This is a genomic window from Microbacterium capsulatum (assembly GCF_030865425.1).
GTDB classification, from domain to species: domain Bacteria; phylum Actinomycetota; class Actinomycetes; order Actinomycetales; family Microbacteriaceae; genus Microbacterium; species Microbacterium capsulatum.
The window spans coordinates 1-13,193 of sequence record NZ_JAVFCB010000012.1; the positions used below are offsets into that span (position 1 = coordinate 1).

A 13,193-nucleotide genomic window follows, 5' to 3' on the forward strand; every position below is an offset into this window, starting at 1 on the left:
TCAGGACATCGGTGACAGTTGGTGTCTCAGGACATCGGTGACAGTGGGCGTCTTCTGGGGGCCGATCCTCGGGGTCTGCCGTTGCCGACGTAGCGGGTGCCGGGTTGTGGCCAGGGGTGTTCGATGATGAGGGTGCCGCGCTCGTCGAAGATCATGATCAGGGCGGGGTTCCAGATCGCGTGGACTTGAGTGCCGGCGAACTCGTTCCCGAGTTGGAATGTGGTGCCGCGGATGCTGATGTCGCCGTGCGTGCGGACGATCCGGACGGCATCTCCAGTCGCCCCGGGATGGGTGGCAGCGTCAGGGTCTGGCTCTGGCGCGGGAGCTTTCGGTGTCGCGTCCCAGGCCTGTTGCGGGGTGCTCCGACCGGGAAGCGCCTGGTGCGGGCGCTCGGTGTTGTAGATCACGTCGAACCGGTCCACGAGATGTTGGAGTTCCTCGATCGTCCCGGCGAGGGGCTGCTTGTCCAACCATCGGAACAGGGTCTGGTGGAATCGCTCGTTCTTGCCCTGGGTCATGGGGTGCCCGGGCTTCCCGGTGATCGCGACGACGCCGAGCGTGCTCACGTAGGCGACGAGCTGACTGACGATGCCGCGGCGGTGCGGGTTCAATGCGGCACCGTTATCCGTGAGGAGCCGCTGCGGGACCCCATGCCGGGCGATCCCCTTCTCCATCACCGTGACCGCGCCCTTGCTCGTCTCCGCCCTCGCGACATGCGACGCGACCGCGAGACGAGCATGATCATCGGTGAGCTGGAAGATCACGCAGGTCCGTCCGCCCGCGAGGACGTACTCGGTCGCATCGAGTTGCCAGCACGCGTTCGGAGCGGGATACACGAACCGTCGGAACGCGGACCGCGGCTTCTTCTTTGGCTCCACCCGGGCGACGCCCGCTTCGCGGAAGATCCGTGCGAGTGAGGCGATCGACGGGGTCGTGAATCCCATCGATGTCATCTTGTCGTGCACGCTGATCGGCCCGTAGTCGAGCCCGGATCGCTCCAGCGCTGCCCGCACGTCCAGCGCGCTCCGCTTCACCTCCTCGCCGATCTTCGCCGGCGACGCGGACGGACGACGAGACTGCGGCTCCAGCACCGCCGCCGGGCCCTTCTCCCGCGCACGAGCGAGCAGCACATAGAACGTCTTCCGCGAGATCTCGTGCTCTCGACAAAACGACGTCACCGCCCCACGCGGAGCATCCGCAGGCCAACGAGAGATCGCGAGACGGACACGCGCATCAACAGGTTCATTCTTCGACACCGCTCAATCTGAGCCGAGAAGTGTCACCACCAAGACCCCCAGAACTGTCACCGATGTCCTGATACAGAACCGTCACCGATGTCCTGAGACATAACAGCGGACAACTGCGCAGCCGATTCAGGAATCGACAGCGCGAGCGCGAAGGTCGAACCGGGAGGCCCGGCTGGGCCGCCGAACCGAGCGGTCGGCCGGCGGGTGGGAGGAGCCCGGCCTCAGCTCCGGGCGAGCACCGGCACGTACGCGGGCTCCTCGTCGCGGTCCGCACCCACGAGGTGGGCGAAGGCGCTGAGCCGCGCGACGCCCTCGGGCGTCCACGGCAGGTCGTCGAGCAGGGCCGGCGAGTGGATGAGGAACGCTGCGACCTTGGCGCGCGAGATCGCCACGTTGAGCCGGTTCTGCAGCAGCAGGAACTCCGGCCCGCGCGGGGCGTCCCGCCCGCTCGACGCGGCGAGCGAGGTGATCGAGACGACGGCCTCCTTGCCCTGGAAGTTGTCCACCGTGCCTACCGCGACATCGCCGAGACCGACCGCGGCAAGTCCGTCGTGAATGAGCTGCTTCTGCGCGTTGTACGGCGCGACGACGATGACGTCCGCCGGCTCGAGCGGCCGCGCGGCCTCGTCCTGCATGCCGTCCACGTACTCCCGTCCGAGGAGGTCGCGCACGATCCGGACGACCTCCGCGGCCTCCTCGGGTGACTGCGTGGCGTTGCCGCGGTGTCGGATCGGGCGCACGTGCAGGCCCGGCTCGACGCCGTCGATCCGGCGCAGCTCCGACCCGTCCGCCGAGGCGAGCTGCCCCGCGTAGGCGAGGCGTGACACGGGTGCGGCGACCGCGGGGTGCATCCGCCAGGACCGTGCGAGGAAGGATCCGTGCGCCGGGTCGATGACCGCGCGATCGTGCATGACCCAGCCGAGCGCCGAGGTGTCGACGGGCTCAGGGTGCGCGCCCTGGCTCACCTGCGGCAGCTGCTGCGGATCCCCGAGCAGCAGCAGGTTCTTCGCCGCGGCCGCGACCGCGATCGTGGAGGCGAGGGAGAACTGCCCCGCCTCGTCGATCACGAGCAGGTCGAGCTCGCCGCGCTGCACGCGCCGGGTGTTGCTGAAGTCCCACGCCGTGCCGCCGACGACGCAGCCGCGACCGGCGGCCGTCTGCTCGGCGAAGTACGCGGCCATGCCGTCCTTGCGGATGGCGGTGAAGACCGGATCGGCGCCGTCCGGATCCTTCGGCGCCTTCGCCACCTGCGCGGCCGGCACACCGGCATCGACGACCCGGTCGAGGAGGTTCTCCACGATCGCGTGCGACTGCGCGACGACGCCGATGCGGTAGCCGTGCTCGTTCACGAGCCGCGCGATCACGTGCGACCCGGTGTACGTCTTGCCCGTTCCGGGCGGGCCCTGCACGGCGAGGTAGCTGCGGTCGAGGTCGAGCACGCCGCGCACGATGGCGTCGGCCGTGTCACCGTCGGCGACGGGGATCGGATCCCCGGACCGGGTGCGCGGCACGGCCCGCCGGAGGATGTCGGTGGCCGCGTCCTCGGGGAATGCCGGGGCGGCGGAGAGCACGGATCCGGCCCACTCCTCGATCGCGCCCTGCAGCGAGACCACCCGCGGGGGCGCGGCCGGGGTCAGCGCGAGCGGCAGCTCGTCCCAGGTCTGCCCGCCGATCGAGCGCTCGCGGATCCGGTAGCCGTCTTCGAGCACCTCGACGACCGCGACCTCGTGCGGCACGTGGATCACGCGCGAAGGGAACTCGCCGAAGAAGGGCGGCGGCGCGTCGTAGAGCGCGAACGGACCGCCGCCGACGCCGAGCGTGCTGCCGGGCGCGACCTCGCCGTGCAGGTCGACGAGGCGGGACACCGTGCGGGCGCCCTCCTCCGTCCCCCAGTCCTCGGCGACGGCGGAGCGATCCGGATCCACCCGGAGCACGTCGCGGGTGGACTCCCAGAGCGTGACCGGCTCACGCAGCCGCTGGAAGTGCGAGAGCCAGAAGCTCTTCGCCTCCCGCGGGAAGTAGTCGATGGCAGCCGCCGCGACCCGGTGGGTCTGCCCGTCGCCGCCGTCGCCCTGCACGCGCTGGGCCTCGGCCTGCAGCGCGAGCGACAGCGGCGCCGGCTCATAGGCGCGGGTCTCCGGCTCGTCCGGCGGAGCGGGACGGACGCCGGCCTCGCGGGCGAGACCCACCAGCCAATCCCGCAGCCGTCGGGTGGAGACGCAGTCGTAGCGGTTGTAATCGGCGAGGTCGGCGAGGATCGCGTCGGCCTCGGCCGTGCGCCCGTCGGCGGCGAGCCCGCGCGCCTCGACGTAGCGGACGATCGAGTCGTCGCCCTTCTGCACGTCGCTCGTGCGCACCTCGGCGCCCATGTACAGCGGCTCGAGCTTCTTGATCGAGTACGAGCGCGAGCCGACCCGCACGGTGCGCAGCACGAGCGGGTACAGGTCGACGAACACGCCGTCGCGCAGCAGCCGGTCGACCTCGGCCTCGCCGACGCCGTGCCGGGCCGCCATGTTCTGCAGATGCGAGGTCTCGTAGGGCGCGTAGTGGTAGATGTGCATGTCGGGATGCGCGGCCCGGCGGGCGGTCACGAAGTCGAGGAAGTCGAGCAGCGCCTGCTTCTCGTCGGCGAAGGCGTGCGCCCAGAGCGCGGAGTACTGCTCGGCGTCGTCGACCCAGCCGAACAGGTAGTCGAGCCCCCAGGGCCGCCCCTCGCCGGGCTCGGTGTAGAGCGGATCGCCCTCGAAGTCGAAGAACAGGTCGCCGCGGCTCGGCCGCGGCATCAAGCCGACCGCGGCGGCGGAGACGACCTCGAACGGCGGGATCGCGGCAGCGTCCGTCGTCGCTGCGGCGGTCGCGGCTCCGAGCTGCAGCCGGGCCTGGGAGCGCAGCGTCTGGAAGGTCTCGGTGCTCATCCCCTCCGGCCCCTCCGCAGCGGCGGCGAGCTCGTCGATCGTGTCGATCCCGGCCGCGCGGAGCTTCGCCCGCTGCACGGGCCGCATCCGTGCGACGAGCAGCAGGTCCCGGTGCGCCTCGACCTCGATCTCGCACGTCGCGCAGCGCCCGCACGCGACGATCTGCAGATCCCCGCGGTCGTCGCCCCAGGCGAGCGGCGCGCCGGAGGCGCCCAGATCGATCCGTCGGTCCGCGATGAGCGCGCGCAGCCGGGCCCGGCGCACGTGGAAGAGCGGCAGCAGGTCGCTGACGGCGTGCGTGCTCACGCTGCGATCGCCGAGGATCAGGTCGACCTCGTCGGAGCGCGGGATGCCGAGACGGTCGAGCTGGTCGACGTATGCCGCCAACTGCATGAGAGCCGTGACCCGGGCGCTGCGGGCGAGCTTGGTGTCCTGCACGCGCCAGCGGCCGTCCGAGTCGCGCAGCAGGAAGTCGGCGAACCCGACGAACTCCGGCGTGGAGAAGGCCGCCTGGTAGATCACGGTGGCCTCCGACCGCAGCGCCCGCTCGGTGTCCGCGACCACCTCCGCGAGCGCCGCGGCGTCGGTCGACGAGACCTTCGGCAGCTCGACGACGCCTGGCCCACCCTCGTCTGCACGTCCGTAGGTGGAGATGTAGTCCTGCAGCACGACCTGCTCGTGCACGTCGCCCATCGCGGCCGCGCGCGCGAGCGTCGCGTCCTCCGGATCCTCGACCGCCTCGACGCGGCCGAGCTTGGCGTCGAGCGCCCGCGCCCAGGCGAACTCGCACTCCGCCGCGAGCTTCAGGTCGGTCGCGCTCCAGATCACGGTCCGCTCCCCCGCGCCGGAGGCGACGGTCCGGTCGGATCCGGAGGGGGTGATCACGCGCACGAGGGCTCCTGTCGTTCGGGCGACCGTTCAGGCCGTCGCTTCGACCCTAGACGGGGCGTCGGACATCGCCGCCCGAGCGCCGGGCGCGGCTCAGCGCCACCAGGTGTCGTCGGGCGTGACCGGCTGGCGGCGCTTGTGCGACGTGGCCAGGTACCGCGCCCCCAGCTGTTCGGCCACCTCGGCCGGGACAGCGCGCCCCTCGAGGAAGTCGTCGATCTGCTCGTAGGTCAGGCCGAGTTCGTCCTCGTCCGTGCGACCGGGGATGGCGTCGAGCAGGTCGGCCGTGGGGATCTTGTGCGCGAGCGCGTACGGGGCCTCGAGGTGCAGGAGCAGCGCGCGGCCCTGACGCTTGCTGAGCCCGGCGAGCGGGGTCACATCGCACGCGCCGTCGCCGAACTTCGTGAAGAACCCGGTGACCGCCTCGGCGGCGTGGTCGGTTCCGATGACGAGCATCCCGCGGTGCCCGGCGATCGCGTACTGCGTCACCATGCGCATCCGCGCCTTGATGTTGCCTCGGTTGAAGTCGGTGACCTCGCCGAGGCCGGCGGCCTCCAGATCCGCCTCGAGCCCGTCCACGCTGTGCTCGATGTTGATCTCGACGCTCTCATCCGCCCGGAGGAAGGCCATCGCCGCGGACGCGTCCTCGGCGTCGTGCTGCACCCGGTACGGCAGCCGCACGGCGATGAACACCGCCTCGCCGCCCTCGGCGCGCACCCGCTCGACGGCGAGCTGCGCGAGCCGCCCGGCCAGCGTCGAGTCCTGCCCGCCGGAGATCCCGAGCACGTACCCCTGGGCGCCGGTGTACCGCAGGTAGTCGGCGAGGAAGCCGACCCGACGGTCGATCTCGGCGACGGGGTCGATCTCGGGCCGCACGCCGAGCGCGGTGGCGATGTCCTGCTGCAGGGTCATGGTTCTCCTTCGGTGCCGGATCCAGTATCCGCCCCCGATCGTTACGGGCATGTGAACGTGCGAGAGGATGGCGGGGTGAGACTCCTCGTCGCCGCTCTGGCCTCCGAACTGCAAGCCTTCCCCGAGACGCTCCCCGGCTTCGACCGGCTCGTGACCGGGCCCGGCAAGCTCAAGGCCGCGTACGGCCTGACCCGCGCGCTCGACGCGACCGCGTACGAGGAGGTCGTCGTCGTCGGCACCGCGGGCGGCGTGGATCCGGATCTCCCCGGCGGCGTGTACGAGGTGACCGCCGCGATCCAGCACGACGTGCAGGACCTCGACGGCGTGATCGGCCAGCACGTGTCGCTGCCGCCGCGTGTCGTGACCGGACGGGACGGCCTCGTCATCGCGACCGGCGACATCTTCGTGGACGACGCGGTGGCCGTCGAGCGGATCCGCGGCCTCGGCGGCGTGCTCGTCGACATGGAGACCTTCGCGTACGTCTGGGTCGCCGATCAGTTCGGCGTGCCGATCCGCGTGCTCCGGGCGATCTCCGACACCGCGCAGGACGGCGCGACCACCGTCTGGGACGAGACCGTCGCCGCCTGCAGCGTGCAGCTGCGCGACCGGATCCGCGACGAGTACGGGGTCTGACGCGCGCCACCCGGCCCGCTCCGCTCGGCCCGCTTCGCCCGGCCCGCCTCCCCACCTTCGCTCCACCTTCGCTCGCTGGTCGCGACACGCCCTCATTCCGGCGGAATGGCGACGATTCGCGACCAGCGAGCAGATGGGGCGGCCCACCCGGGCGTGGACATTTCAGTTAACGCTCGCTAATCTAAACGGGAAGCCGCCCAAGGGAGGGTCCCGTGCCGATGTCATCCGCGCCGAGCGCGTCCGCGCCGACGTACCGGGAGCTCGTCGACGAGTTGCGCGTGCGCCGCGCCGAGGCCGCCCTGGGCGGACCCGAGAAGGCGCGGATCCGCCACACCGAGCGCGGCAAGCTGCTCGCCCGCGACCGGGTCGACCACCTGCTCGATCCGGGAAGCCCGTTCCTCGAGGTCGCACCGCTCGCCGGCTACGGGCTCTACGGCGGCGACGCGCCCTCCGCCGGGGTCGTCGCCGGGATCGGGCTCATCCACGGCCGGCACGTCATGGTGGTCGCGAACGACGCCACCGTCAAGGGCGGCACCTACTACCCGATCACGGTCAAGAAGCACCTCCGCGCGCAGGAGATCGCGGCGGAGAACCGGCTGCCCTGCGTGTACCTCGTCGACTCCGGCGGCGCGTTCCTGCCGATGCAGGACGAGGTCTTCCCCGACCGCGACCACTTCGGCCGGATCTTCTACAACCAGGCGCGGATGTCCCGCGACGGGATCCCGCAGATCGCCGCGGTGCTCGGCTCCTCGACGGCGGGTGGCGCCTACGTCCCCGCGATGAGCGACGAGACCGTGATCGTGCGGAACCAGGGCACGATCTTCCTCGGCGGGCCGCCGCTCGTGAAGGCCGCGACGGGCGAGGTCGTCACCGCGGAGGAGCTCGGCGGCGGCGAGGTGCACACCCGCGTCTCGGGCGTCGCCGACCACCTCGCCGAGAACGACGAGCACGCGCTGCGGATCGTCCGCGACATCGTGGCGACCCTGCCGCCGTCGCCGCCGCTCGCGGATCCGCCCGCGGCCGTCACGGATCCGGATCCCGTCGATCTGTTGCAGGCCGTCCCCGTCGAGCTCACCGTCCCCTACAACGCCCGCGAGATCGTCCGCGCGATCGTCGACGGCGGAGACTTCACCGAGTTCAAGCCCGAGTACGGCACGACCCTCGTGACCGGGTTCGCGCGGATCCACGGCCACCGGGTCGGGATCATCGCGAACAACGGCGTGCTGTTCGGGGAGTCCGCGCTCAAGGGCGCGCACTTCATCCAGCTCTGCGAGCAGCGCCGCACGCCGCTCCTGTTCCTGCAGAACATCACCGGCTTCATGGTCGGCCGCGAGTACGAGGCGTCCGGCATCGCGAAGCACGGCGCGAAGATGGTGAACGCGGTCGCGACGACCTCGGTGCCGAAGCTCACGGTCGTCGTCGGCGGATCCTTCGGCGCCGGCACGTACTCGATGTGCGGCCGGGCGTACTCGCCGCGGTTCCTCTGGCTCTGGCCGGGCGCGCGCGTCTCGGTGATGGGCGGCCCGCAGGCCGCGTCGGTGCTGTCGACCGTGCGCCGCGACCAGATCGAGGCCGCCGGGGGGACCTGGTCGACCGAGGAGGAGGCCGAGTTCCAGGCCCCGATCCGCGCCGCCTACGAGGAGCAGGGCAGCCCGTACTACTCCACCGCGCGCCTGTGGGACGACGGGATCATCGAGCCCGGACAGACCCGCGACGTGCTCGGCCTCGCGCTCGACGTCGTCCTCCGCGCCCCCTCGACCGATACGCCAGCCACCAGCGCAGCGGCAAGCCGGCAATTCGGCGTCTTCCGGATGTGATGCGCGTGTCCGAGACCACCATGTTCCACACCGTCCTCATCGCCAACCGCGGCGAGATCGCCTGCCGCGTCATCGCGACGCTGGGCCGCCTCGGGATCCGCTCCGTCGCGGTCTACAGCGACGCCGACGCCGGATCCCGCCACGTCGCCCTCGCCGACGAGGCCGTGCGGATCGGCCCCGCCCCCGCCGCGCAGAGCTACCTCTCGATCGACGCCGTGATCGCCGCCGCCCGTGCCACCGGCGCTCAGGCGATCCACCCCGGTTACGGCTTCCTCGCCGAGAACGCCGCGTTCGCGCAGGCCTGCGCCGACGCCGGCATCGTGTTCATCGGCCCGTCCGCCACGGCGATCCGGACGATGGGCGACAAGATCACGGCCAAGCTCGCGGTCGCCGAACGGCACGTGCCGACCGTGCCCGGCGTCGCCCGCCCGCATCTCACGGATGCGGACCTGATCGCGGCGGCGCCCGGGATCGGGTATCCGCTGCTCATCAAGCCGTCCGCGGGCGGCGGCGGCAAGGGCATGCACGTCGTGCAGGACGAGGCGCACCTCGCCGGGGCGATCGCCGCGGCCCGGCGCGAGGCCGCCGCGAGCTTCGGCGACGACGCCCTCTTCCTCGAGCGCTACCTGACGACGCCGCGGCACATCGAGGTGCAGATCCTCGCCGACGCGCACGGGAACGTGGTCCACCTCGGCGAGCGCGAGTGCTCGCTGCAGCGCCGGCACCAGAAGGTCATCGAGGAGGCGCCGTCCCCCCTGCTCGATGAGGCGACGCGCGCCGCGATCGGCGCGGCCGCCTGCGAGACCGCGCGCAGCGTCGACTACCGCGGCGCCGGCACGGTCGAGTTCATCGTCGAGGCGACGCGACCGGATGAGTTCTTCTTCATGGAGATGAACACGCGTCTGCAGGTCGAGCACCCCGTCACCGAGGAGATCACCGGCCTCGACCTCGTCGAGCAGCAGCTGCGGATCGCCGCGGGGCTTCCGCTCGCGTTCGGGCAGGACGACGTCGTGCTCCGCGGACACTCCATCGAGGCGCGCGTGTACGCGGAGGATCCGGCGACGGACTTCCTGCCGACCGGCGGGCGGGTCGAGCGCGTGATCCACCCGACGGGCGACGGGATCCGCGTCGACACGGCGATCGCGGACGGCCTGGACGTCTCGATCGACTACGACCCGATGCTCGCGAAGATCATCGCCACGGGCGCCGACCGCGACGAGGCCCGGCGCCGGCTCGTGCGGGCGCTCGGCGGCACCGCCGTGTTCGGCTTCCCCACGAACATCGAGTTCGTGCGGGCCCTGCTCGAGCTGCCGGAGGTCGTGGCCGGCGATCTGGACACGGGGCTCATCGCCCGGCGCATCGACGACATCGCGTTCGCCGCGGCGGACGAGCGGACGTTCGCGGAGGCAGCACTGCTGCGGGACGGCGGCCGGGCCCCTGAGGTCGGCGGTCTCACCGGCCCGTGGACCCGCCACGACGGCTGGCGCCTCGGCACCCCCGCACCCCGCCGGTACGCCCTGGTCTGCGGCGAGCGCCGCGCCGAGGTCCTCGTCTCCGGATCCGGATCGTCGCTCACCGTCGCGGTCGACGGATCCGATCCCGTGCCCGCACACGTGCGCGCGGAGGATCCGCTCCGTCGCACGATCACGATCGACGGGGTGACGCGGACGATCGCCGCGCTGATCTCCGGATCCGACCGGGTCGCGGTCGCGTACGCGGGTGCGGTGTTCGAGGTCGCGGAGGAAGAGGTCGTGCACGGCGGCGGGTCCGCGGCGGCGAGCGTGCCGCACCTGGACTCCCCCATGCCGGGCACGGTCGTGCTCGTTCACGTGGCGGACGGCGCGCACGTCGAGGAGGGCGACCCGGTGCTCGTCGTCGAGGCGATGAAGATGGAGCATGTGCTGCGCGCCGGGGTCGCCGGCACCGTCGCGCTGCACACGGCGCAGGGCGACACCGTCGCGCGCGGCCAGACCCTGGCAATGATCACTCCGGAGGAGGCCTCATGACCGAGAAGCGCATCGAGCAGCGCGGGCTCTACTTCGAGGAGTTCGAGGAGGGCGCGGTCTACCTGCACCGCCCCGGCCGCACCGTCACCGAGGCCGACAACGTGCTCTTCACGACCCTCACCATGAACACGCAGGCCCTGCACCTGGACGCCGCGTGGAGCGCGGGCACCGAGTTCGGCGAACGCCTCGTGAACAGCATGTTCACGCTCTCCACCCTCGTCGGGCTCTCCGTCGCGCAGCTCACGATGGGCACGATCGTCGCGAACCTCGGCTTCACCGAGATCTCGTTCCCCGCCCCGGTCCGGGTCGGCGACACCCTCTACGCCGAGACGCGGATCGTGTCGAAACGGCTGTCGTCGTCGCGCCCGGGCCAGGGCATCGTGACGTTCGCGCACACCATGCGCAACCAGCGCGACGAGGTGGTCGCCCTCGCCACGCGGTCCACGCTCATGCAGTGCCTGCCGGCGGAGGATCCGCGATGACCGGCGCCGGGCCGTTCGACCGTCTCGGGGACCGTCGCCTCGCGGGCCCGGCCCTGCTCTTCTGCCCCGCCGACCGCGACGACCGGTACGAGAAGGCCCTCGCCGCCGCCGATTCCGTGATCCTCGACCTCGAGGACGCGGTCGCGCCCGCCGACAAGCCCGCCGCCCGCGCGCGCGTCGCCGCGTCGACCCTGGATCCGGGGCGCACGATCGTGCGCGTCAATCCGGCCGCCACGGCGGACCACGCGCTCGACCTCGCCGCCCTCGAAGGCACCGCCTACCGCACGGTCATGCTCGCCAAGGCCGAGGGCTCCGCCGACCTCGACGCCCTGCACGCCGCCGAGCACCGCGTGCTCGCCCTGTGCGAGACCGCGCGCGGGGTCGTCCGCGCCGAGGAGATCGCCGCCCACCCCGCCGTGATCGGGCTCATGTGGGGCGCCGAGGACCTCGTCGCGAGCATGGCGGGCCGCTCGAGCAGGTTCGAGGACGGCCGGTACCGCGATGCCGCCCGGCATGCCCGCTCGCGCGTGCTGCTCGCGGCGAAGGCGTTCGGCAAGGCCGCGATCGACGCCGTGCACCTCGACATCGCCGACCTCGACGGGCTGCGCGCGGAGGCTTTCGACGCGGCCGCGAGCGGCTTCGACGCCACCGCGTGCATCCACCCGAGCCAGGTCGCCGTGATCCACGAGGGCTACGCGTCGACCCCGGCCGAGATCGAGTGGGCCGAGCGCGTGCTCGCCGCCGCCTCGACTCAGCCCGGCGTGTTCCGGTTCGAGGGTCGGATGGTCGACGAGCCCGTGCTCCGCCAGGCCCGCGCGATCCTCGGCCGGTAGCCGCACCCCGACCCCGTGCGCCGGGTCCTGGCAGGTGTGGGCCGGTCACGCCCCCGGCTCGGCGCCCTCCGCCGCGAGGTGCCGCTCGGCCTCCGCGGCGAGCTCGCCGAGCACGAGCTCGCCGGTGTCGGCGTCGTAGTCGTACAGCTCGCCGTAGCGTCCCCAGTCGATCGCGATGTCGAGCTGCTTGCGGGCGTCCTCGGCGGTGTAGCCGCGGCGCAGCAGGTCGAGGAAGAAGTCGTCGCGCAGCGCTCCGTCGTCGCTGTTCTCCAGCGCCTTCACGATCGTGCGGATGAGCGGGACGCTCTGCACCGCACGAGCCGCGAACAGCTCCTTGCTGGACTGGATGTCGGCGGTCAGCCACTCCCGGCCACGGTCGTTGAGGAACGCCTGCGCCCCCTCGACCTCGAGCAGCCCGAGCAGCTGCGCCGCGTCGACGAGCGGGAGCAGGTCGTCGACCTCGAACGACAGCTCGTCGGCGAGATCGGGCAGATCCGTCTGCCCGTTGTGGGCGTGCACGATCTCGATGAGGCCGGCGAGACCGCCGACCGTGATGTCGGGGAGGGGGTGGCTGAGCGGGGTCGGTGCGGGCGCGACCGTCGAGGCGGACGCGCGCTCCGTGTCGGTCAGCATCGCGTACAGCGTGTCGATCGTGGACTCGAAGGTGGGGCTGCGGCGGTCACGTGGGCGGGGCAGCAGGATCGGCACCTCGCCCTTGATGTGGCCGGGGTTGGATCCGAGCACGATCACTCGGTCGGCGAGCAGCACCGCCTCCTCGATGTTGTGCGTGACGATGCAGATGGCCGAGGTCGGGAAGTCGGGCTGGGCCCACAGCGACATGATCTCGCCGCGGAGGTTCTCCGCGGTCAGCACGTCGAGGGCCGAGAACGGCTCGTCCATGAGCAGCGCATCCGGGCGCAGCACGAGGGCGCGCGCGAAGCCGACGCGCTGCCGCATCCCGCCGGAGAGCTCGCGCGGATAGGCGGACTCGAACCCGTCCAGGCCGATCACGTCGATCGCGGCGAGGGCGCGCTCCCGCCGCTCCGCCGCGGGGACGCCGCGGGCCTCGAGCCCCAGCTCGACGTTCGCCTGCACGGTCAGCCACGGCATCAGCGCGAACGACTGGAACACCATCCCGACGCCGGGGTTGGCGCCGTCGAGACGCTCGCCACGGTAGCGCACCTCGCCGGTCGTGGGGGCGATCAGGCCCGCCATCGTGCGCAGCAGGGTGGACTTGCCGGATCCGGACTTGCCGAGCAGCGCCACGATCTCGCCCTTGCGCAGGGTGAGCGACACCTCGGACAGCACGTTCAGGGTGGTGCCGTCGGCGGACGGGAACGACTTCGTCACGCGGTCGATGTCGATCAGCGGCGCTCCGATCGGGAGCGTGGCGGGCGTGCGTGCGGTCTTCAGTGCCATGGGGCACCTCCTTCGGCGAGGATCGGTCGGGTCGGGTCGGG

Annotated in this window: 9 protein-coding genes; 5 read left to right on the forward strand and 4 right to left on the reverse strand. The window is 72.0% G+C overall.

Annotated elements, in window-relative coordinates; genetic code table 11:
• Positions 1-26: 26 nt before the first annotated feature.
• The 3 genes from RBR11_RS16615 to nadE all read right to left on the reverse strand — a co-directional run bounded on the left by RBR11_RS16615 (position 27) and on the right by nadE (position 5,962).
• Positions 27-1,256, reverse strand: a complete 1,230-nt coding sequence (locus RBR11_RS16615) for an integrase core domain-containing protein (RefSeq protein WP_419956798.1) — start codon at positions 1,254-1,256, stop codon at positions 27-29.
• Positions 1,257-1,468: 212 nt separating this feature from the next.
• Complete coding sequence (locus RBR11_RS16620) at positions 1,469-5,047, reverse strand: TM0106 family RecB-like putative nuclease (RefSeq protein WP_308490579.1); 3,579 nt, start codon at positions 5,045-5,047, stop codon at positions 1,469-1,471.
• 96 nt (positions 5,048-5,143) lie between these two features.
• Positions 5,144-5,962, reverse strand: a complete 819-nt coding sequence (nadE, locus tag RBR11_RS16625; protein ID WP_308490496.1) for an ammonia-dependent NAD(+) synthetase — start codon at positions 5,960-5,962, stop codon at positions 5,144-5,146.
• Positions 5,963-6,037: 75 nt separating this feature from the next.
• On the opposite strand from nadE, the gene RBR11_RS16630 reads away from it, so the two are divergent.
• From RBR11_RS16630 to RBR11_RS16650, 5 genes are all read left to right on the forward strand, one after another.
• Entirely contained in the window at positions 6,038-6,595 is a 558-nt protein-coding gene (locus RBR11_RS16630) for a phosphorylase family protein (RefSeq protein WP_308490497.1), read from the forward strand.
• 218 nt (positions 6,596-6,813) lie between these two features.
• A complete protein-coding gene (locus RBR11_RS16635) occupies positions 6,814-8,412 on the forward strand; it encodes a carboxyl transferase domain-containing protein (RefSeq protein WP_308490580.1) in 1,599 nt (532 codons plus the stop codon).
• A gap of 20 nt (positions 8,413-8,432) precedes the next feature.
• A complete protein-coding gene (locus tag RBR11_RS16640) occupies positions 8,433-10,418 on the forward strand; it encodes an acetyl/propionyl/methylcrotonyl-CoA carboxylase subunit alpha (protein ID WP_308490581.1) in 1,986 nt (661 codons plus the stop codon).
• On the forward strand, positions 10,415-10,900 hold the full coding sequence (locus RBR11_RS16645) for a MaoC family dehydratase (RefSeq protein WP_308490498.1): 486 nt from the start codon (positions 10,415-10,417) through the stop codon (positions 10,898-10,900). The genes RBR11_RS16640 and RBR11_RS16645 overlap by 4 nt, the downstream gene beginning before the upstream one ends.
• Entirely contained in the window at positions 10,897-11,733 is an 837-nt protein-coding gene (locus RBR11_RS16650) for an HpcH/HpaI aldolase/citrate lyase family protein (RefSeq protein WP_308490499.1), read from the forward strand. Before RBR11_RS16645 ends, RBR11_RS16650 begins: the two co-directional genes overlap by 4 nt.
• Positions 11,734-11,778: 45 nt before the next feature.
• On the opposite strand, the gene RBR11_RS16655 is transcribed toward RBR11_RS16650, so the two are convergent.
• On the reverse strand, positions 11,779-13,152 hold the full coding sequence (locus RBR11_RS16655) for an ABC transporter ATP-binding protein (protein ID WP_308490500.1): 1,374 nt from the start codon (positions 13,150-13,152) through the stop codon (positions 11,779-11,781).
• Between the last annotated feature and the right edge of the window lie 41 nt (positions 13,153-13,193).

What these genes read in the sequence shown, in the direction of transcription:
- RBR11_RS16640 (WP_308490581.1), top strand. Translation starts at nt 8,433, where the DNA reads ATGTTCCACACCGTCCTCATCGCCAACCGCGGCGAGATCGCCTGCCGC.
- RBR11_RS16635 (WP_308490580.1), top strand. Translation starts at nt 6,814, where the DNA reads ATGTCATCCGCGCCGAGCGCGTCCGCGCCGACGTACCGGGAGCTCGTC.
- RBR11_RS16645 (WP_308490498.1), top strand. Translation starts at nt 10,415, where the DNA reads ATGACCGAGAAGCGCATCGAGCAGCGCGGGCTCTACTTCGAGGAGTTC.
- nadE (WP_308490496.1), bottom strand. Translation starts at nt 5,962, where the DNA reads ATGACCCTGCAGCAGGACATCGCCACCGCGCTCGGCGTGCGGCCCGAG.
- RBR11_RS16650 (WP_308490499.1), top strand. Translation starts at nt 10,897, where the DNA reads ATGACCGGCGCCGGGCCGTTCGACCGTCTCGGGGACCGTCGCCTCGCG.
- RBR11_RS16655 (WP_308490500.1), bottom strand. Translation starts at nt 13,152, where the DNA reads ATGGCACTGAAGACCGCACGCACGCCCGCCACGCTCCCGATCGGAGCG.